At 43.6% G+C, this 19,460-nt stretch carries 16 protein-coding genes; 5 read left to right on the top strand and 11 right to left on the bottom strand.

Translation table 11 applies throughout. The features are described from left to right. Positions 1 to 5 precede the first annotated feature (5 nt). Complete coding sequence (locus LZG71_RS23225) at positions 6 to 650, bottom strand: START domain-containing protein (RefSeq protein ID WP_233824452.1); 645 nt, start codon at positions 648 to 650, stop codon at positions 6 to 8. Between the two features lie 399 nt (positions 651 to 1,049). On the opposite strand from LZG71_RS23225, the gene LZG71_RS23220 reads away from it, so the two are divergent. Continuing rightward, the gene (locus tag LZG71_RS23220) at positions 1,050 to 2,537 is read left to right on the top strand and encodes an IMP dehydrogenase (RefSeq protein WP_233824450.1); all 1,488 of its coding nucleotides are present in this window, start codon (positions 1,050 to 1,052) and stop codon (positions 2,535 to 2,537) included. A gap of 159 nt (positions 2,538 to 2,696) precedes the next feature. Here the strand turns inward: LZG71_RS23220 and LZG71_RS23215 are convergent, their stop codons facing one another. The 3 genes from LZG71_RS23215 to LZG71_RS23205 form a co-directional block, all read right to left on the bottom strand. Further along, on the bottom strand, positions 2,697 to 3,518 hold the full coding sequence (locus LZG71_RS23215; protein ID WP_233824448.1) for a serine O-acetyltransferase: 822 nt from the start codon (positions 3,516 to 3,518) through the stop codon (positions 2,697 to 2,699). A 64-nt stretch (positions 3,519 to 3,582) separates the two neighbouring features. Continuing rightward, a complete protein-coding gene (locus LZG71_RS23210) occupies positions 3,583 to 5,619 on the bottom strand; it encodes a family 2A encapsulin nanocompartment cargo protein cysteine desulfurase (protein WP_233824446.1) in 2,037 nt (678 codons plus the stop codon). After that, on the bottom strand, positions 5,603 to 6,523 hold the full coding sequence (locus LZG71_RS23205) for a family 2A encapsulin nanocompartment shell protein (protein ID WP_233824444.1): 921 nt from the start codon (positions 6,521 to 6,523) through the stop codon (positions 5,603 to 5,605). Before LZG71_RS23205 ends, LZG71_RS23210 begins: the two co-directional genes overlap by 17 nt. A 396-nt stretch (positions 6,524 to 6,919) precedes the next feature. Here LZG71_RS23205 and LZG71_RS23200 point away from each other — a divergent pair, with 396 nt between their 5' ends. After that, on the top strand, positions 6,920 to 7,348 hold the full coding sequence (locus LZG71_RS23200) for a transposase (RefSeq protein ID WP_233824442.1): 429 nt from the start codon (positions 6,920 to 6,922) through the stop codon (positions 7,346 to 7,348). Between the two features lie 101 nt (positions 7,349 to 7,449). Here the strand turns inward: LZG71_RS23200 and LZG71_RS23195 are convergent, their stop codons facing one another. The 6 genes from LZG71_RS23195 to LZG71_RS23170 form a co-directional block, all read right to left on the bottom strand. Continuing rightward, a complete protein-coding gene (locus tag LZG71_RS23195) occupies positions 7,450 to 7,830 on the bottom strand; it encodes a hypothetical protein (protein WP_233824440.1) in 381 nt (126 codons plus the stop codon). 164 nt (positions 7,831 to 7,994) lie between these two features. After that, a complete protein-coding gene (locus LZG71_RS23190) occupies positions 7,995 to 8,270 on the bottom strand; it encodes a transcriptional repressor (RefSeq protein WP_233824438.1) in 276 nt (91 codons plus the stop codon). A 161-nt stretch (positions 8,271 to 8,431) separates the two neighbouring features. Then, on the bottom strand, positions 8,432 to 9,763 hold the full coding sequence (locus LZG71_RS23185; RefSeq protein WP_233824436.1) for a PepSY domain-containing protein: 1,332 nt from the start codon (positions 9,761 to 9,763) through the stop codon (positions 8,432 to 8,434). Between the two features lie 127 nt (positions 9,764 to 9,890). Then, a complete protein-coding gene (locus tag LZG71_RS23180; RefSeq protein WP_233824434.1) occupies positions 9,891 to 10,250 on the bottom strand; it encodes a hypothetical protein in 360 nt (119 codons plus the stop codon). A 47-nt stretch (positions 10,251 to 10,297) separates the two neighbouring features. After that, the gene (locus tag LZG71_RS23175; protein ID WP_233824432.1) at positions 10,298 to 11,521 is read right to left on the bottom strand and encodes a DUF4374 domain-containing protein; all 1,224 of its coding nucleotides are present in this window, start codon (positions 11,519 to 11,521) and stop codon (positions 10,298 to 10,300) included. Between the two features lie 117 nt (positions 11,522 to 11,638). Beyond that, positions 11,639 to 14,008 (bottom strand): TonB-dependent receptor, encoded by a 2,370-nt coding sequence (locus tag LZG71_RS23170; protein WP_233824430.1) that lies wholly within the window; start codon positions 14,006 to 14,008, stop codon positions 11,639 to 11,641. A gap of 555 nt (positions 14,009 to 14,563) precedes the next feature. On the opposite strand from LZG71_RS23170, the gene LZG71_RS23165 reads away from it, so the two are divergent. Both LZG71_RS23165 and LZG71_RS23160 read left to right on the top strand, forming a co-directional pair. After that, entirely contained in the window at positions 14,564 to 16,432 is a 1,869-nt protein-coding gene (locus LZG71_RS23165) for a gamma-glutamyltransferase family protein (protein WP_233824428.1), read from the top strand. Positions 16,433 to 16,592: 160 nt separating this feature from the next. After that, on the top strand, positions 16,593 to 18,056 hold the full coding sequence (locus tag LZG71_RS23160; RefSeq protein ID WP_233824426.1) for a Gfo/Idh/MocA family protein: 1,464 nt from the start codon (positions 16,593 to 16,595) through the stop codon (positions 18,054 to 18,056). A gap of 74 nt (positions 18,057 to 18,130) precedes the next feature. Here the strand turns inward: LZG71_RS23160 and LZG71_RS23155 are convergent, their stop codons facing one another. Next, complete coding sequence (locus LZG71_RS23155) at positions 18,131 to 18,646, bottom strand: YcxB family protein (protein WP_233824424.1); 516 nt, start codon at positions 18,644 to 18,646, stop codon at positions 18,131 to 18,133. A 269-nt stretch (positions 18,647 to 18,915) separates the two neighbouring features. On the opposite strand from LZG71_RS23155, the gene LZG71_RS23150 reads away from it, so the two are divergent. Beyond that, positions 18,916 to 19,455, top strand: a complete 540-nt coding sequence (locus tag LZG71_RS23150) for an RNA polymerase sigma-70 factor (RefSeq protein ID WP_233824422.1) — start codon at positions 18,916 to 18,918, stop codon at positions 19,453 to 19,455. The last annotated feature ends 5 nt before the right edge of the window (positions 19,456 to 19,460 follow it).

The following is a 19,460-nucleotide window of genomic DNA, read 5'->3' as shown; positions in this document are numbered from 1 at the left end:
GCCTGTCAGTTGACAATAAAAGACAGATTTACATTTTTATAACGTGGCAGCTGCAATTGGCTCCTCATGTTTTTAAAACTTTCCATAGGACCCTGTGCAGCCAGCATGTTCACAGTCCAGGCAGGAATAATGCCACCGGGGTCAACCTGCAAAGTATATTCCACTTTTACACTTCCCGGCTCCACGGGGGTTATGATCCAGTGCCCTGTGGAGTGTGTAATTCTTACAATACCCTTTTTCTCCGCGACCCAACCCGGCACAGCTGGTGCGTCTACGGTCACCACTTTTGTAGCCAGATCCTGACTAACTCTGATGTGCGCCACAAAATCCCTGTTCTCCAGAGGCCAGGGAAGGCTCACTTCTGAATAATAAAATAATTCCGAAGCAGAAATTCTTTTTACCAAAACACACGATTTGGTATGTGAAACCCACTCCGTAGCCACGGGAAGATCCATGAGCAAGGTTACCAACTGAGAAGCGGATGCTTTCACCATACACTCCACCTTCACCGCTTTGACTTTACTTGTCGGTACCGATCTGGAGTATACTTTAATGCCGTCATTCTCCGCGATCATGTTCCATGCCGCTTGTCCCGACACCGTAGTTATTGATGTATAAAAAAGAAAAAGTGCTGTTGCGATTTTCAACATTTATGTATTTTGGCAAACCCGGGTTTTGATCCTGAATGCTCCAAAAGTACAATATATAAGAGTCCGGTAATGAAATCCTGTTTAAAATTAAAATACAGGTAATGTAAAGTGAAAGAAACCGAAGAATATTCTGCAAGAAAAAGCGAAAATGGAGGAGCCCTGATTTTTTTTGCAAATTTTATAATTTTGAAGACCGTATATCCGCATATTCTTTTGAAATTTGCACAAATGAAGCCATTTCTTGGACCGTTAATAAGCAAGATTGCCACCAGCAGTCTTCTGTGCAGCTAAACTTTTAAATTTTTTTCTGCAAAAACGAATTCCCGGCGACAATTTTTAGTTACATACAGAACCAGTTGCCAAAGGCAGCTACATAAGCCTCAAACTTAAAAAAATACAATGGCTAAGTACTTAAACGAAACATCCAGGACTTTCAGTGAATTCCTTTTAATCCCGGGCCTTACAACGAAAGACTGCGTTCCTGGAAAAGTTTCTCTAAAAACTCCGCTCACAAAATACGAAAAGGGGCAGACTCCGGAAATAGAACTTAATATCCCCTTTGTTTCAGCCATCATGCAATCTGTTTCTAATGACGGAATGGCGATTGCTTTGGCAAAAAATGGCGGTCTGTCATTTGTCTTCGGTTCTCAGTCTATTCAGGAGCAGGCCGAAATGATACGGAAGGTTAAAAACCACAAGTCGGGTTTTGTAATAAGCACTGCAAACCTGACTGAGGAACATACATTGAAAGACGTTATTGCTTTAAAAGCGAAAACAGGTCACTCTACGATTGCCATTACAGACAACGGAACTGCGGAAGGCAAGCTATTGGGTATCGTAACCAGCCGCGACTACCGCGTTGGAACGGATGCTTCAAGCAAAAAGGTGAAAGAATTCATGACGCCTTTTGCAAAGCTGATCACCGCGAAACTGGGTTGCACCCTTAAAGAAGCAAATGACCTGATTTGGGAGCACAAACTGAACAGTCTGCCTGTTATAGACGAAGATCAGAATTTCAAATTCTTCGTTTTCAGAAAAGATTATGACAACCATAAAGACAACCCGCTTGAACTGACGGACAAGCAAAAGAAATTGGTTGTTGGTGCCGGAATTAACACCCGTGATTATGCAGAAAGAGTTCCTGCACTGATCGAAGCTGGTGCAGATGTATTCTGTATCGACTCGTCAGATGGATTTTCTGAATGGCAGCGTGATACGCTTCAGTACATCAAAAAGGAATTCGGCGGCAAGATAAAAGTAGGTGCAGGTAACGTGGTTGACAAAGACGGCTTCCTATATCTGGTTGAATCCGGTGCTGATTTCGTTAAAGTTGGTGTAGGTGGTGGATCTATTTGTATCACCCGCGAAACCAAAGGTATCGGACGTGGACAGGCTACGGCACTTATCGAAGTTGCTGCCGCACGTGATGAATACTATCAGCAAACAGGAATTTATGTTCCAATTTGTTCAGATGGCGGTATCGCCCAGGATTACCACATGGTACTTGCTTTGGCAATGGGCGCAGATTTTCTGATGATGGGAAGATATTTCGCAAGGTTTGACGAAAGCCCGACAAGAAAACTGATGGTGAATGGAAGCTATGTTAAAGAATATTGGGGAGAAGGCTCCAACCGTGCCCGCAACTGGGAACGCTACGACATGGGCGACACCGACGGACTTAAATTTGAAGAGGGAGTAGATAGCTACGTACCCTACGCAGGTACTCTGAAAGACAACCTTGCCGTAACTTTGGGTAAAATTAAATCCACCATGTGCAGCTGCGGTACCATTTCTATTGGCGAACTGAAAGAAAAAGCAAGCATCACGCTGGTTTCATCTGTAAGTATTGTGGAAGGTGGAGCGCATGATGTGATTGTGAAAGAATAGACTTTAGTTTAGACGATTTTAGTATAAATTGAAAATTACAAAGCCTCAAAAAATGTGAAAATCTCACATTTTTTGAGGCTTTTTGCAATACACAGCTGTGTTACGTAAAACTTATTCGTACACATAAGGAGTATGACCTTGCGCTTGGATATCCATCCCTCAAACCACCGGATGCTTAACCAGAATCCGAAGCTGGTGTGTATTAAAAACCTGAGAGTTGGGCTCGACACTTTTTGTTAAAAATACACTACCTCCTATTACACTATTGGTTCCAATAATGGTATCACCACCCAAAATGGTTGTTCTTGCGTAAATGATTACGTTATCTTCAACGGTTGGATGCCGTTTTGTTTCGGCAAGATCTTTGGCAACCTGCAACGCACCCAGCGTTACTCCCTGGTAAATACTTACATTCTTGCCAATAACAGTCGTGGCGCCAATCACAATTCCAGTACCATGGTCAATCATAAAAGGCACGCCTATGGTTGCATCTGGGTGGATGTCCACTCCTGTTTTTCCATGAGCAAACTCGCTCAAAATCCTTGGTAACACTGGAATATCTAACCTGCTTAAATGGTTGGCGATTCTATAAACAGTAATGGCATAAAATCCCGGATATGAAACGATCACCTCGTTCACACTGGTGGCTGCCGGATCATACTCAAATATCTTGCTGGCATCCAGTCTGAGATTGCGATAGATACCTTCCAGAGAGGAATAAAAATCATTCACAACACCTTCAATATCCATCCCGCTCGGTTCCAGATAACTCAGCAAAATGTTTTCCAGGTCGATCTGATTCTTTTTGAGAATACCCTCATATGAAGACTTTTTTGGCAAATGATTACTTGGAAACAAAAAATGAACCAAATCATTAAGCCAGGAAACTGCATCGTGCCAGGACGGTGTTGCTTCCCATTCGGCATGATGCGTGTTTCGTAAAAGACCAATCAAAGATTGCGTATTCGTACTTTTATTCATATCAGAATTTCATAGACAAACGGCCGTCAGAACATCAATGCACCAACAGCCGCTTGAAAAAATTTCACTTCTTACTTTTCCGTAAACGATAAAGTGTTTCCACCAACACATCCACATCAGAGCAGGTATTGTAAAATGCAAGTGAAGGACGAACTGTTGTTTCTACTCCAAAACGGCGCAGGATAGGCTGTGCACAATGGTGCCCCGATCGTACTGCAATCCCTTCCTTATTTAATACGGCACCCACTTCTTCGGTTTTATAACCATCGAAAACGAAAGATAAAACCGAGGCTTTGTCGGGAGCGGTACCAATGAGCCTGAGACCCGGAATGTCTTTCAACAAACCAGTTGCATATTGCAAGAGGTAATGCTCGTATTGATGAATGATATCAATACCAATTTTATTCACGTAGTCAATCGCAGCTCCAAGTCCTACGGCATCCGCAATATTTCCTGTGCCAGCTTCGAAACGAGAAGGAGCGTCGTGGTAACGTGTATGCTCGAAAGTTACGTCTACAATCATGTTACCACCTCCCTGCCAGGGTTGCGTTTCGTTCAGCAAATCTTCCTTGCCATAAAGCACACCAATGCCCGTAGGTCCGAAAACTTTGTGACCAGAAAAAACAAACCAATCGCAATTGAGCGCACGCACATCTGAACGTAAATGTGAAACAGACTGAGCACCATCCACAAGTACCTTCGCACCGGCAGCATGAGCCATTTCGACCATTTGCTTCGCAGGAGTAACTGTACCCAAAGCATTGGAAACCTGAGTAAACGATACAAGACGTGTTCTTGGATTTAACAGTTTGGCATATTCATCCAGCAGTATCTGTCCGTCGTCATCTACCGGTATCACCCTGATCTTCAAACCCTTTTTGGCCGCAAGTTGCTGCCATGGAACAATGTTCGCATGGTGTTCCAGGTTGCTGACAATGATTTCATCACCCGGATTTAGATTCTGATCGCCCCAGGTTTTAGCTACCAGGTTGATCGCCTCCGTTGCCCCTCTCACAAAAATGACCTCATTCACCGATCCGGCATTGAGGAATGCCCTCACCTTTTCCCTTGCACCTTCATACGCATCAGTAGCACGTGCGGCAAGTTCATGTGCAGCTCTGTGGATGTTTGAGTTTTCGTGCTCGTAAAAATAAGTGATGCGGTCAATTACCTGCTTCGGCTTTTGAGTCGTAGCAGCATTATCAAGCCAGATCAAAGGGCGTCCGTTTACCGTTTCCTGCAAAATCGGAAAATCCTTTTTGATCAGGTTTACATCAAAAGATCCGAATGAGGAGGTCTCAGGTTTATTCTGAATGGCTGCGCCTTTGTACTCCGGAAAACCGAATGGATCATTACCAGAAAATCCGGCTCCTTGCAAAAAGTAATATTGCGAACTTCCCAATCCCTGTGAAGATGGTATTTGCGGTACGCTTTTAAACGAATTGTATGAAGACAACGCATTCCTCAAATCAGCTCCGTAACCGAATCCGTTGCCGTAAGGGAATTGCTCTGTAATATGACTTACTCCCGGAATCACAGATGGTGAAATTCCACTTCCTCCCAAAGACGGTGTGTAAGTTGAATAGTCAGGTAAAGCAGTATTTTGCGCCGCTCCGCTCTGAGAAACCGCTTTACCTGGATCCTGAAAGCTGGTCTGAGGATTGCTCAGGTTAACCGCATTGTTCTGATTGGCCGCTGACGGTGAGATACCACTACCAGCCACACTCGGAGATTTTGCCCCAGATGTAGGTGGAGAGGTTACCAGTAACTCTGACGGATTTTGCAGATACCCGCTATTGTTACCAACTGGTGCGGCGCCATTATAACTACCCCGGCTGAAATGCGGATCTGGCAAGCTCGTTTGCGGACTGGCCGCATCGAACCCCTTACTTTCCTGAAAAAGAGAAGGCAAGCGGTCGTGTACCAGATTCAGCGCCTTCTGAGCCTTGGGATGATCCGCCAGGTCGGGTGAAAAATTCGCCTTTGGGAGTTCATTAGGCATCAATGAAAACAGCTCATTGGCAAGTTTTTCCAACCCGGCAGTGTCGGGAAGGCCTGTAATATGTTCACCAGCGGCTGGCTGATTAATATTTATACTCATGGTAGTTTCCAATTTCTACATCTTCCAATACTGCAATGGCATCATCAACAAGAACCGCCAATGAGCAATACAGAGATACAAGGTAAGATGCAATCGCTTTGTCATTAATACCCATAAAACGTACCGACAAACCAGGAGACTGCTCACCAGGAAGACCAGGCTGATACAGACCTACAACTCCCTGACGGCTCTCACCTGTACGCAAAAGCAATATTTTAGTCTTACCATTTTCGATTGGTAATTTATCAGATGGAAAAAGAGGAATACCTCTCCAGGTAATAAACTGTGAACCGAATAAAGATACTGTTGGAGGTGGTACACCTTTGCGGGTGCATTCGCGACCAAATGCAGCTATGGCCTTTGGGTGAAGCAAGAAGAAACCCGGTTCTTTCCATACCTTCGAAATCAGCTCATCCAGATCATCGGGAGTTGGTGCTCCGTTTCTTGTTGAAATGCGCTGAGAAGGTGCAATGCTGTGCAAAAGACCGTATTCCGTATTGTTGATCAATTCACTTTCCTGACGTTCCTTGATGCTTTCAATGGTAAGTCTGAGCTGCTCGCTGATCTGATTGTAAGGCTTGCTGTAAAGGTCAGATACGCGTGTGTGTACATCCAGAACCGTGTTTACTGCATTCAGGTTGTATTCACGTGGATTTTCAACGTAGTCTATAAACGTATGCGGTAATTCCCTTTCGTCACGTCCCGAACAATCAACCTCAGCTGTACTTCCGTCTTTCACTTTGTTTAAACGGTATACACCTGACTCTACCGGAATCCAGTTTAACAAATGTGTTAACCAGCGTGGTGTAATCGCGCCCATTTGAGGTACGGTGCGTGTGGCAATCGCTAACTGCCTGGCTGCTACATCACCCAGCGCAGTTTGCTTCTCGTTTACTTTTGACATTTTTAAATATAGATTGATTGAAAAAACACTCCATCTGGCTGTTACATCATTCAGAATGATGTGACATACCTTTTACAAACTTACGCCAATGGGTAATCTGGTTTTCGCAAAAAAAGGAACCGTACCACACATGGCATCCTGCCAGTAAAAACACAAATGAACGATCGGGAAATAATTTCGTATATACCCACCGCAATGTTCCAAAACAAAACCAGAACCGCATAATAGCAGACCAGACGAAAGATAATTTGCCTGAAACGTCTAGTGGTACAGTAGATTTTGTAGGCTTATAATTCCGGCAACATACCACCAATAATTATTATTATACTAATTCGATAGACTTTATATTTTATTATTACTAGATTTGCTCCAAGTGAAATTCAGATTCGGAACAATATGCTTAGAACAAACCTTATCCATGCCTATAAAAATGAGGAGCTGGCCGTAGAAGCATTTAAAGAATATCGCTTACGTGACGGGATCGTATGCAAAAAATGTGGAGGCAAAAATCATTATTGGCTCACTTCCAAACAGCAGTTTCAGTGCAAACAATGCCGATTTCGTACCACATTGCAAAGCGGAACCCTGCTGGAAGGAAGTAAATTACCCGTATCTTATTTCTTCATTGCTTTACACCTTTTGATCAAAAATGAGAATAACCTTACTATTGAAGAGTTTCAGCAGCAAACCGGGCATAAATACAGTGAACCGCTGTACGATTTTCTGCGAAAAATAAAGTCCTATCTCAAAACGAACGATCAGCATTCCATTCTGATTGATTTCGTCGAAGCAGCCAACAAAAAATTTCTCGTACATCAAACGTAGCCATATCCCGTCTGCAAACGGACAGGATTATATGTAAAAAATCCCGTTTAAGAGCCGGTTTGTTACCAGTCTTAAACGGGATAAATATTATTTTTTACCTGTCAGGCCAGAAGCCTTCTATTTAATGCGCTAACCCTAATCCCTTTCAGGCTCTTCACCCTCGACGCTATCTGCGTTTTGTCTTTAAAAGCATATACAGGCTCAAAAAGTGATTTGAATTCATCGATCGTTGCCTGCAATTGCTTTCTTGACAGTCCGCTGTATTCAAGTTGCAGGAAACGGGATTTCTCGGGTGAGTACTTTTTCATTTTCCAATATTGCGGATGATTACTTCCAATTGGCGGCCTGAAATCGCTTTCGTTGTCTCTGATCAAAAATTCAAGATCAAATGTAACTTCGTTCGTAATTTTTGAAGGATGTCCTTTGACAATAATTTTGGCCTCCCGGCCCACTGCCAGTCTGAATATTCTTTCGTGTATCATTGTAAATCTTGGTATAGCGGATGTTTGTTTGCTTTGCTCCTACGGAACGTATTATCAGTACATACAAAATAAAGTCTACTTAGTTTATAGACAAAGAAAAGTAAACCAATTCATAAAAGCAAAACAATCCTGCATTTTATCGACAGATCTTATTCCCACGTACCTTATTCATGCCTGATCCTGTACCAGCTCTCCCTTTGCCGTTGGTCTTCTCCCGTTTTGCATTCTACAAAACCATTTTCTTTGAGCCAGATGAGCGACTGATAAACGGTAGCGGGGCTTATTTTAATGTAACTGTTTCTCAAAAGCAGATACAGATTTCCAGCATCGGTGTAGTCGTTCGTCTTTTGCAAATAATCCGCCACCAATAATTTTTTACCCGGACAGCGGATTCCCTTCGTTTTGCAATAGGCTCGTATCCTTCCCGATATTGTGCTCATAATCTACGTTTTTGTTTTTCAATTTATTACCAGGCCTGTTGGAGCGTTCGGATTGGGATGGGCCACATCGTTGTTTCTATAAATTTTACCGGAGTCCCATATACGCAACTATACAGGCAGCTTTTGGGTTTAAAAACAGTACCTGAAAAGTGGCCAGCCTATTAACTGTGATCATTCCTGATCTGTGCCGGGTTTGCGGCAACGACCTTTGGCCGGAACAATGGCTTTTTGTCTTGCGTTACTTCCACACTTTCTGATTTAGAAACCGCTTTTTTCGGACTCTTTTTCTTCTTACCAAAACCTTTACGGTTCCACCACACAATAAATCCTGTCACTGGAAGCGAAGCTCCGATCAAAGCAGATAAAAATGCGAGCACTTTACCCGGAAAACCTAGTATACTTCCCACGTGAATGTCGTAGTTCATCCTGCGCAATTTGCCTGCAAACGAAGCCTGGGCAAAAGGTTTGTCGTAAATTTCATTACGCCCTAGCTTTTTGAGTGTATGTCGGTCAAAATTGTACGAAATTGTATTAAAGTACTGTCCGGCAGTTGGATAAACCGTAAAACTGATTGCTGATTTTGCATCCGTTGTGTCGGGAAACCCATAGTAAAATCCTGTCGTGGATGGATTTTCCGCAACCACCTTTGCCCACGCTGCATCCAATGCCTCAGCAGATGAATAAAACTTACCATTCTGCAGGGAATCCGAAGTAGTTTCTTTCCATTCCGGTTCTGCCTCCCCGCCCGAGGTAACCCAATATAATCCGTTGCTGTACCACTCTATACCATACACCATCCCGGTAAGTGCAATGGCAAGCAAAAATAACAAGGAGTAAAATCCAAGTACATTATGAAGATCCAGGTTGATACGCTTCCAGGTACCATTCCATTTGATCTTAAAACTCTTATCGCGTGTGCTTTGTGTCCATTTTTTAGGGTACCACCAGATGAGTCCGGTAATGAGCAGAACTACGAAAACCATCGTTCCGTAATTAACGATTGGCCGACCGATTTCCCACGGAAACCAAAGGAATCTGTGTCCGTCCAGTATCCACCGGAAGAAATCCTGTTCGTCCTTTAAATGCTTTTTTGTTGCCTGAATTTCTCCCGTATAAGGATTCATCAGCAGGGTGTAATGCACAGCTGCATCGTATTCACCCACGCCAACATTGACAGCCCTCCCCTGTTGTAAATTCGCATACGTAACCTTTTGACCAGGAAATTTATCCGCTGCAATAGCCCGGATCACAGACGGTGTCAGCACCGGTATTTCCTCCTTTTCCGCCCTTGATTCCGGCTCAATGAGCCAGGTTATTTCGTCGTTAAAAACCCAGATGCATCCCGTGATGCAAACAATAAAAACAATGATCCCGGAAATTAATCCCAGCCAAAGGTGAAGCCAGTCGTTGATTTTTCTGAATGTCGACTTTCCTTCCTTCTTTACCTGCCCGCCGTTTTGCGATGCCTTATCCGATCTTTTTAAAGGATTCATAATGTTGAATAGCTTCTAATTTTTCCGTTTACAAAATCGGATCAGGTGGCACTTATCTATATGTTGCATAACTTTCCCGAACCCGAATGTCCGGCAGAAAAAAAATATTTCCCTCTGCCGGACTTCATTAGTTTACCTTCTTAAATGTGTAAATAATACCAGTGTCAATCTCTCTTGCCAGAAGTTGATCCGATGATTTTTCAAGAATCACGAAATTCATGTCCGGATTGTACAGACTGAGCTTTTGACCATCTATTTCATACACCCAATGACTTTGAGGCTTAGTTCCATCAAAGAAGAACGAATTCCATGTCGCTTTTCCGTCTTCATGGAATTCGACCCGAAGATCCTGAAAACCGGTTGACACCATTTTAAAGCTGACCTCCCATTTGCCATGTAAAAATGCCCTTTCATCCGGCACTTTACCATCGTCTTTACAAGAAGTGATTGTTGCCAGAAAAAGAATCAACAAAAAGTATGTTTTCATAAGGTATTTCATAATCCGTCGGAGCTTCACAAATTTTGGATAATAACCTAATAGCTAATCTTTGAAATCGTTGTTACATCACTGATGTTTTCGAATTCCAGACCTTTGCTCCCCGTCGCGGTACTGGCGTTGATGTTGTATACAAAGTGTTTTCCGGCATCGTCTTTCAATACATATCGGATGGTATTTCCGTCGCTTTCAACAAAGGTTTTTTGCTTGTAGCCCATTTGAGCATGCTCAGGTACTCCAGTAACCCAGGTAATGGTCTTTGCTTTCACATCCACGATCGCCAGCTTGGTACGACCGGTCCACTCCTCAACTTCTTTTGTATTTATAAAAAATGACATCAGGAATTTACCGTTGCTGATGTAATCACCGCGGGAAACTTTAAGTCCGCCTGATTTTGCTTCCAGATTGAAAAAATAGCTTTGATCGAAAACATCTGCATCTTTTTTGATCCGGATCATTGCGGAGGGATTTTTGGATTTCAAAGCTGTTGAATATGCATACACATCACCATCCTCTATTTGCTTCATACCATGCATCCCGAACCAGCTTCCAATAGGACCTGTACGACCGTCACGAATGATTTTTTTGAATTCTAGACCGGGATAAGTTACCGCAAGAACCCATGTACTGTCACGAAACTTCGTTTCTGTAACTCCGGTTTCAGTAGGGCCCAGATCGTAAGGAAGGAAAAGCGTATTGTTTCCTGCTTCAAAAACGCCATACCAGGTTGGCCATTCAGTACCGATCGCCATCTTCGTCATATCAATTGAGTTACGTCCCGATAGTACAAGGTTGTTGGCATCAAATCTGAATATGGTTGCACTGGGACTTTCAGGTGTACCAGACCAGCTTCCACCTACCCATGCATCCGTTCCGATGGCATTGTAAACAGCTGCCGTGGGAGCGTTAACCGTATTCCCGATCTTCACCACGTTGCCCTTGCTATCGAGTCCGTATGGCGTTACGGGCCCCTGATCTCCCCATACGGCTGCAAAAAGTTTGTTGTTTTGAGGAACGAAAGAATAAGCATCAGTCTCAACTCCATTTACCAGATTCACTTTACCTCCTGTCAGGGAATCAGCTGTGATGATATACGGCGCTGATTCAGAACCCGTGGATCCGACAGAATAGGCTACGAATACATATTTGGATTTGCCAATAGGTTCAACATTGCCGTCTGTGTCCTCCTTGTCGGAACTACACGACGCGAAACTCAGCATTCCCAGTGTGAACATGCCCAGTATAAACCTGTTTGTTTTCATTTTTAAAAAATTAATAATAAATAGTTGATTGTAAGTAATAGCGAAAAAATTTGAATAATCCTGATCTAATCAGACCATGGCGCAGCCAAGTGCTGATGGCTGACAGCTGCGTCTATCCTACTTTACTATGAAGTATCGAAGCTTCACATTGAATGAACGGCTCGGCTTTTGCAGGCTGAAATTGTCGTATAGGAGTGCGTCGGCGATGTTTCGGCATTCCACAGCAATGTTGTATTTCCCATTAGCAATGGAATAAGTTACATTGGCGTCATGGGCGATCTGTTGCGGAATGGTCAGTTTACTGCTCGCAGCACCCTGGCTTGGCCAGCGCAGGTAATATTCATGCACATAAAGCATGTTGTAGCCGACAGTAAGTGAATTTCCCTGTTTGCCCACATTCTGAAAAAACAGCGAAGCATTACCATTTCCAAACAGGTACGGCATGTTAGGAATGCGGTCTTTGTATACCGGACTTACGTCGGAAGTCTGTCCTTCGTATTTCGTATTGTTACGAATATTCTGGTAAGTAACATTGATTCCCGCCGTGAACAATCTTTTAAATGAATACCTTATTTCAGCATCAGCGCCATTGTTGGTCACATCGCGTAAATTCACCATCTGCTGAATTGCCCGGTTGAAAGAAGTGTAAACACTAGGACGGATAAAGTCCGTTGCAGAGCGGTAAATCACATTTCCATCCAAATAGAAGTGGTGTACTTTGTTTAAAGATGTAGTATAATTAACCCCGAGGTTAAAGTTATTGCTGCTTTCGGGACGAAGTGAAAAGTTGGAAGCAAGATTAATTACGTCACCAAACATTTCATCGTTTTCGGGCAAACGATAGCTCTTCTCAAAAGAAGCCTTGATCTGCAAATTTGGAAGCAGGAAATACGTTGAAGCTACACCATATCCTTCCTGTGTAAACTTGTTTTTCTGAGTATAATATTCGTCGTTGAGAATGTTGTACGAACTACTGTTCTGGATGTATTCTTTGAAGAACAGAGACGTGTTCCATTTACTGCCGAGATCAAATCGATAGCCAACACCGATCACATTTTTGGTGGTTTTCTGAGGCATCTTATTTCCCTTGTCATGGGGTTTTAGCTCATCTTCACCTTGCCGGTCAAAAGTATTGAATGTATTGTTGATCACAATCGAATGTTTCGCGCTGATCTGATAGCTCAGATTTGCATTGAACAAGCCATTGTTGTTTCTGAATTTATAGAGTGTTCTGGCTGATTCCCCACCGGGTGTACCTGGATTTCCTTTGTAAATAAATCCGCCCAGCCAATTGTATTGCTTATTGGCAGTATCAATAGCTTGCTCCTGTCCAAAATTGAAATTTCCGTTAACACTCAGATTCAAACCTTTAACAAACAAATCACTTTTGGAATACTTCACCGATGGCATCAGGATGTTTCCTTTTCGCCGGCGCTCACCATACACATCGTACATCCTGTTACCTGTCTGAATATCCGCCTTGTTCTGTCCCAGTGTCACGCCGACGATCAGCCTGTCTGCGAACTTCTTGTTGACCACGCCAATGTTGGCAATCACAGTCTCGTTACGATAAGTGTCGTTGAAACGACGTACGCGCATGGGAACATAGAGCCCGGTGTTCAAGTCTGGTACTACATCCACATTCACCCAATAATTATTATCGGAGTAATTTTGAAAAGCATTGAGCTGAAAAGTGAAACCTTTTTCTGTCGTGATACCGGTGTTAATCGCTGTGCGGTGCGTATTAAACGATCCATAAGAATAAGACGCATCCAGGTAATTACGACGGTTCGGATTTGTAACAATGTTAACCGCGCCACCGAGTGCATCGGCACCAAGCCATATGGGAACAACGCCTTTGTACACTTCAATGCGGTCAGCAAGATTTACAGGAATGTTGTTGAGCTGAAAGGATGAACCGAAGTTGTCCATAGGTATTCCGTCCATAAAGAACTTCACCTGTTTTCCGGTAAATCCATTCAGAGAAAAATTGAAACTGGAACCTACCCCACCCGTTTCCCGCACGCGCACACCTGAAACCCGGTCAAGCACATTCGATAAATCCAGCGTGGTATTGTGGAGTTGCTTTGCATCAATCGCAGTGATATTGAAGGCAAGTTTGCTGGCTTCCCTGGCCTCCGTAAGACCAATAACCGATGCCTCTTCCAGTTCTCTCGCACCGGCAGCCAGCGTAAAATCAATACGCCGGTCATCGCCATCTTTAAGTATAATTTCGCGAACCTGCGTTTCGTAACCCAGAAAAGACGCAACGATGGAATGTTTTCCACCTTGAAGGTTTTCGAGCCGGAAACTCCCTTTGGCATCCGTAAATGTACCGAGGGTATTATCTTTCAGCGATACGGTAGCACCAGGTAGCATTTCACCCTCGGAAGATCTGACCGTACCGCGAACAGTAGTTTTTTGGGCGAACGATAGCAATGAACAGGCACAAAATATGCCTGTAATGAAGATTTTTCTAACTTGCATTACTTTTAATTTTTGACGACTTTAAAAGTTCCACGCCTCTGGCGCGGACGAACCGTACGGTTGGCGCCGTGCGGTTCTTTTTTTGGAAAATGGTATTGCCCGGCAATCCACATTCCACTTATTCGTATAATAAATGTTACTTCATGTTATTCCTTTCAGGATGTTTCTAATAGCACAAATGGTTCGAAAAAACTTGTCAAATCGTTAGTTTCGTTATCCGGGATCACCGAATTCTTACAGTGACACAACGTATGAAATTTGAGTCATCGGGGATAAATGTAAGAGAGCGCAAAGATATATCTATTTGTAATAAGTCCAAATAAATATATAATTAGCTTTTAAAAATAGAGTAGCCCAGTGTTTGGCGAAGTACTCTTTATTGAAAAAAGCCACCGTAAAAATTGATTGAGCGAATTGAAACAGGTGCCTCTATACAAGACGTATGGATAAACGGTTACCAGTTTTTAACTATATTTATACACACAAAAATCACAGATACGGAATATCATTTCGCATTTAAATATTTTCGCAAAATATTACCAAACAACTACCAGAATGAAGAAAAAGCTATTGTTATGGATGCTGGCGGCATACGGCTTCCAACATTTTTCCATTGCCCAGTCTTTCAACAATTTCCCTGTAACAACCCAAAAACCGCCACTTCATGCCAAACACTGGATGGCAATTACAGGTAAACCGTTAGCTGCAACTTCAGGGGCGATGATTTTCAGTAAAGGCGGTAATGCCATTGATGCTTCTTGTGCCATGCTTGCTTCCACCTGCACCATGTGGGATGTACTGAGCTGGGGAGGCGAAACGCAGGCTTTGATCTACAATCCCAAAACGAAAAAAGTAATTGCCATTAATGCCATGGGTGTAGCGCCGACAGGTGCAACGGCCGACTTTTTTAAAAATAAGGGAATGAAATATCCGCCGGAATATGGTCCATTGGCAGCAACTACACCGGGTACGGCAGGCGGATTAATGACCATGCTTGCAGAATACGGAACCATGAGCCTGAAAGAAGTGCTCGCACCAGCGATGCAGCTTGCAGAAGGTTATCCAATCGAAGCTCAAACGGCTAATTCCATTGAAAAAGGAAAGGATAAAATAAAACAGTGGCCTTATTCGAAAAAGGTGTTCCTGACACACCCCGGAGAAAAACGGGAGGCGCCGGATGCCGGAGAAATATTCGTGCAAAAGGATTTATTGGCTACGTTACAAAAGCTCGTGGACACGGAGGCAGCAGCACTGAAAAAAGGAAAGAACAGAAAAGAGGCCATTTACGCTGCTTATGACCGTTTTTACAAAGGAGATATTGCAAAAGAAATAGCAAGAAGCACGCAGGAACAAGGTGGGCTGATCACAGAACAGGATATGGCGAACTGGAAAGTGAAGATCGAAGAGCCGCTTATGACTACTTACAAAGGTATCGATGTATACAAAATGCAACCCTGGACACAGGGACCGGTGATGCTTCAGGCACTGAATATGCTCGAAAACTTTGACCTGAAAAGCATGGGATACAATTCGGCCCGGTATGTCCATACGCTATACCAAACCATGAATCTGGCCTTTGCTGACCGCGACTTTTATTATGGAGATCCTGCTTTTGCTCCTGAAGAACCAATGAAAGGACTTTTGTCAAAAGAATATGCGAAGGAAAGAATCAAACTCATTGACTGGGAGAAGAATGACCCGAAAGTGCTGCCGGGAGATCCCTACCCATTTGAAGGAAAAACAAATCCATATACCCAGCAGATCAAATCGTGGGGAAATTTCCAGGCATCGGCAACACGTAATGCGACTGATGTGAATGAGAAATTCATGGAGGAATTCACCGCCGGAACCACTTCGGTTGAAGCGGCAGACGAAGAAGGATGGGTGGTTTCTATCACGCCAAGTGGTGGCTGGGTACCGGCTTGCATTGCAGGAAACACAGGTGTCGGGCTGAGCCAACGCATGCAGTCATTTGTGCTCGATGCCCGCGAAAATCCATTTAATGTGGTAGAACCAGGCAAACGCCCCCGTGTTACACTTACGCCAAGTATGGCATTGAAAGACGGCAAACCGTTCCTTTCATTTGCCAAGCAGGCAGGTGATGAGCAGGACCAGCTACTTCTGCAATTTTTCCTGAACGTAGTTGAATTTGGAATGACCGTGCAGGAAGCGACAGAAGCACCCAGTTTTAAAACCTTGCAGATGTATGCCAGTTTTGGTGCACACGAAAAAGCGCCCGGCGGATTGATCCTCAATGAGTCCATGCCCGACTGGACAAGAAAGGAGCTTTCAAGAATGGGGTATATAAATAGTTACCAGCCACGTACCAGCGGACCTATCAACGCAATTTATTTTGACTGGATTCACGGAAGTATGTGGGGAGGATCCAGCAACCATGGCGAAGATTATGGGATTGGCTGGTAAACCAAAAGTACTGGTTGGTGATCTTTTGATAAACAGTAGTCCTTGTTTGAGTTTTCAGAGTAAATAAGGATAACAAACTCCTTAACAATGCATAAGCGCATCGGAGTTTTAAAACGAGGGCTTATTGTTTCCTAACCTTATAAACCAGCTCAAACCGAGTATGAAAGAAGAAAATTCAACTAGCAACCAAACCGCATCTTCGAGAAGAGGATTTATCAAGGCTTCGGCAACTGCCGCAGCAGGATTTATGATTGTGCCCCGCCATGTTTTAGGCAAAGGCTTTTTGGCCCCCAGCGACAAACTGCTCGTTGCGGGTGTTGGAGTTGGCGGAAAGGGACAGTCCGATCTTGCGAGTTTTTATAAAAGCGGAAAAGCAGAAATTGCCTACCTCTGCGATGTGGACGACCGGCGGGCTGCAACCACGGTTGCTAATTTTCCCAAGGCCAAATATTACAAGGACTGGCGTGAAATGTTCGAAAAGGAATCCAAAAATTTCGATGCAGTTTCCGTTTCTACTCCCGACCACACGCATGCGGTTGTAGCAATGGGCGCTATGCAACTCGGCAAACATGTGTACGTGCAAAAGCCTATGACCCACGACATATACGAAGCGAGAATGCTGACAGAAGCAGCTGCCAAGTACAAAGTGGTAACGCAAATGGGAAACCAGGGATCATCAGGAGATGGAGTTCGGCAACTTCACGAATGGTATGATGCCGGAATTATCGGAGATGTGCATACCGTTCAGATATGGACAAACCGCCCTATCTGGCCACAGGGGATTCCCTGGTCAACAGAAAAACCACCGGTTCCCAAAGAACTCGACTGGAACTTATGGCTTGGTACCGCTCCATACAAAGACTATGTAGACAAACTCATTCCAGGAAGTTGGAGAGGCTGGTGGGATTATGGTACAGGAGCACTGGGAGACCTTGGATGTCACCTGATGGAAGCACCTTTCCGAGTTCTTGGTCTTAAATATGCGGTAGATATGCAGGCCAGTGTGAGCAGCGTATTTACAGATTTTGGTAAAAGAGGGATATTCCCCGACAGCTGTCCGCCGTCGAGCCATGCAACACTTACTTTCCCAAAAACACCAAAAACGAAAGGCCCTGTAACCATGCATTGGATGGATGGCGGTATCAAACCTGAACGCCCTGAGGAACTGGGAGCAAACGAACTCTTCGGAGATGGCAATAGTGGAATTCTATTCATCGGAACAAAAGGCAAAATGATGGCGAGTGAGTATGCTGCAAATCCTCGTTTACTTCCTCTATCACGCATGGAAGAAGTGAAAGTGAAACAGAAATTTGCGCGTGTACCAGGCAGTGCCGATGGTCACTATGCGCAGTGGGTCGAAGGAGCGATTGCAGGATTCGGAAAAGCTGAGCTAAGCTCTCCGTTTGAGCTGGCTGGTCCGTTGACAGAAGCAATCTTGATGGCAAACCTGGCGATCAGAGGTGCGGATATGCCTAAACCACGTGCCAATGGTAAAGGATTTGATTACCCGGGAAGTAACATGAAAATGCTTTGGGATTACAAAAACATGAAGGTGACCAACTTCGACGATGTAAACCAATACGTAAAACGCACCTACCGCGAGGGATGGAGCCTGGGTGTGTAAAATCTGAATTGAAATTCTTTGACGTAAATAAGGTGGCTCAATCATGTTTTGAGCCACCTTATTATTTTATCCAACTACTTCAAAATCACCTTAGGACCTGTCAGCGAGGCAGCCATACTTTTGAACTCGATCATGTCCTCCGCAGTAAATACCCGCTTGGGCAATACATTCGCAGTTGCTTCCGCAGCTTTGACCAGAAAGAAATCCTTAGTTTCAACGATTGAATGAAACTGCTCCCACGGCAAATGATTTGAAAACGTCTCCCCTTTCATCCTGAAACCGTTTCCGTCCATTCGTACTTTGATCAATTCTGTAAAAGGATTTTTCGATTTAATCAGATTAGGGACTTGAATTTTGGCAGTAATTTCAGGCAGAAAAACCATATAGACACCCATAACCAACGGGAACAAGAATGCCAGGCTAAAATTATTAATTCCGCTTGTGATGTTTACAGCTGTCATATAGACCATCACCACAAGCACTACACTTCCAAAACCTCTGAACAATTTTGTAATAAATCTGGAATTGGAATTTTCTACCAGTCCCTTATAAAGCTCCTTCTCAGTGAGCTTGTATTCAATTTGTACCATTTAAACGTGTTTTGGAATGAAGTTGCAAGATATAGCGGATGTGGTCAGCGTCAAAGTTTATTACTGCGAATCTGAGTAAACAAGCAATTTTTTATCTGTATATCTGGCTTTCGTAAATTATAATTCGGAATAACCCACACAAAAGTGTGAAGTATCCATGTTACCAAAATCAGGTTGTTAGAATAAAATAAGAATAAGTACTGCATCTTATTTGGACTTAATTTAAACAAGGCCTTATATTTGTGCACTGTTTAACCGACAGGCTGCAAATGACCGACCAGATTAGCCATACAAATCCCTTTCGCATTGACGAACAAACCTTCAGACAGATATATCTGCTGCATTGGGATAAAGTATTTGCTGTCTGTTATAATAATTTGAAAGAAACCGAAGTTGCGAAAGGAATGGTTCAGGAGATATTCAAATCTCTTTGGGAGCGGAAGGATGACCTGGAAATCACTACATCTGTGGAACGTTATCTTCTTAGGTCCGCCAAATTCAAGGTTTTCGAATATCTGCGAAATAATAAAAGCCAGAAGGAGCATACCGAAAACGCGCTTTCGGGCTATTGCAACCACACGCATTGTACTGAAAACGAGATCATGTATAACAGTCTGAAAAATAAAGTGGACGGACTGGTTGACACACTTCCCTGCCAGTGCCGTAACGTGTACAAAATGAGCAGGGAACAGGGTCTGACAAACAAAGAAATTGCCTCCTCTTTATTAATCTCTGAAAGAGCCGTCGAATATCATATTTCACGTGCCCTCACAACTTTAAAGGCCAATCTTACCGAATACCTTCCATAGTTTTA

Source organism: Dyadobacter sp. CY312 (assembly GCF_021390535.1).
Lineage (GTDB): Bacteria > Bacteroidota > Bacteroidia > Cytophagales > Spirosomataceae > Dyadobacter.
This window is presented reverse-complemented; position numbering and strand designations above follow the sequence as displayed.

Bases quoted from the DNA above. Each gene is read 5' to 3' on its own strand.
- LZG71_RS23225 (WP_233824452.1), bottom strand. From the start codon at position 650: ATGTTGAAAATCGCAACAGCACTTTTTCTTTTTTATACATCAATAACT.
- LZG71_RS23220 (WP_233824450.1), top strand. From the start codon at position 1,050: ATGGCTAAGTACTTAAACGAAACATCCAGGACTTTCAGTGAATTCCTT.
- LZG71_RS23215 (WP_233824448.1), bottom strand. From the start codon at position 3,518: ATGAATAAAAGTACGAATACGCAATCTTTGATTGGTCTTTTACGAAAC.
- LZG71_RS23210 (WP_233824446.1), bottom strand. From the start codon at position 5,619: ATGAGTATAAATATTAATCAGCCAGCCGCTGGTGAACATATTACAGGC.
- LZG71_RS23205 (WP_233824444.1), bottom strand. From the start codon at position 6,523: ATGTCAAAAGTAAACGAGAAGCAAACTGCGCTGGGTGATGTAGCAGCC.
- LZG71_RS23200 (WP_233824442.1), top strand. From the start codon at position 6,920: ATGCTTAGAACAAACCTTATCCATGCCTATAAAAATGAGGAGCTGGCC.
- LZG71_RS23195 (WP_233824440.1), bottom strand. From the start codon at position 7,830: ATGATACACGAAAGAATATTCAGACTGGCAGTGGGCCGGGAGGCCAAA.
- LZG71_RS23190 (WP_233824438.1), bottom strand. From the start codon at position 8,270: ATGAGCACAATATCGGGAAGGATACGAGCCTATTGCAAAACGAAGGGA.
- LZG71_RS23185 (WP_233824436.1), bottom strand. From the start codon at position 9,763: ATGAATCCTTTAAAAAGATCGGATAAGGCATCGCAAAACGGCGGGCAG.
- LZG71_RS23180 (WP_233824434.1), bottom strand. From the start codon at position 10,250: ATGAAAACATACTTTTTGTTGATTCTTTTTCTGGCAACAATCACTTCT.
- LZG71_RS23175 (WP_233824432.1), bottom strand. From the start codon at position 11,521: ATGAAAACAAACAGGTTTATACTGGGCATGTTCACACTGGGAATGCTG.
- LZG71_RS23170 (WP_233824430.1), bottom strand. From the start codon at position 14,008: ATGCAAGTTAGAAAAATCTTCATTACAGGCATATTTTGTGCCTGTTCA.
- LZG71_RS23165 (WP_233824428.1), top strand. From the start codon at position 14,564: ATGAAGAAAAAGCTATTGTTATGGATGCTGGCGGCATACGGCTTCCAA.
- LZG71_RS23160 (WP_233824426.1), top strand. From the start codon at position 16,593: ATGAAAGAAGAAAATTCAACTAGCAACCAAACCGCATCTTCGAGAAGA.
- LZG71_RS23155 (WP_233824424.1), bottom strand. From the start codon at position 18,646: ATGGTACAAATTGAATACAAGCTCACTGAGAAGGAGCTTTATAAGGGA.
- LZG71_RS23150 (WP_233824422.1), top strand. From the start codon at position 18,916: ATGACCGACCAGATTAGCCATACAAATCCCTTTCGCATTGACGAACAA.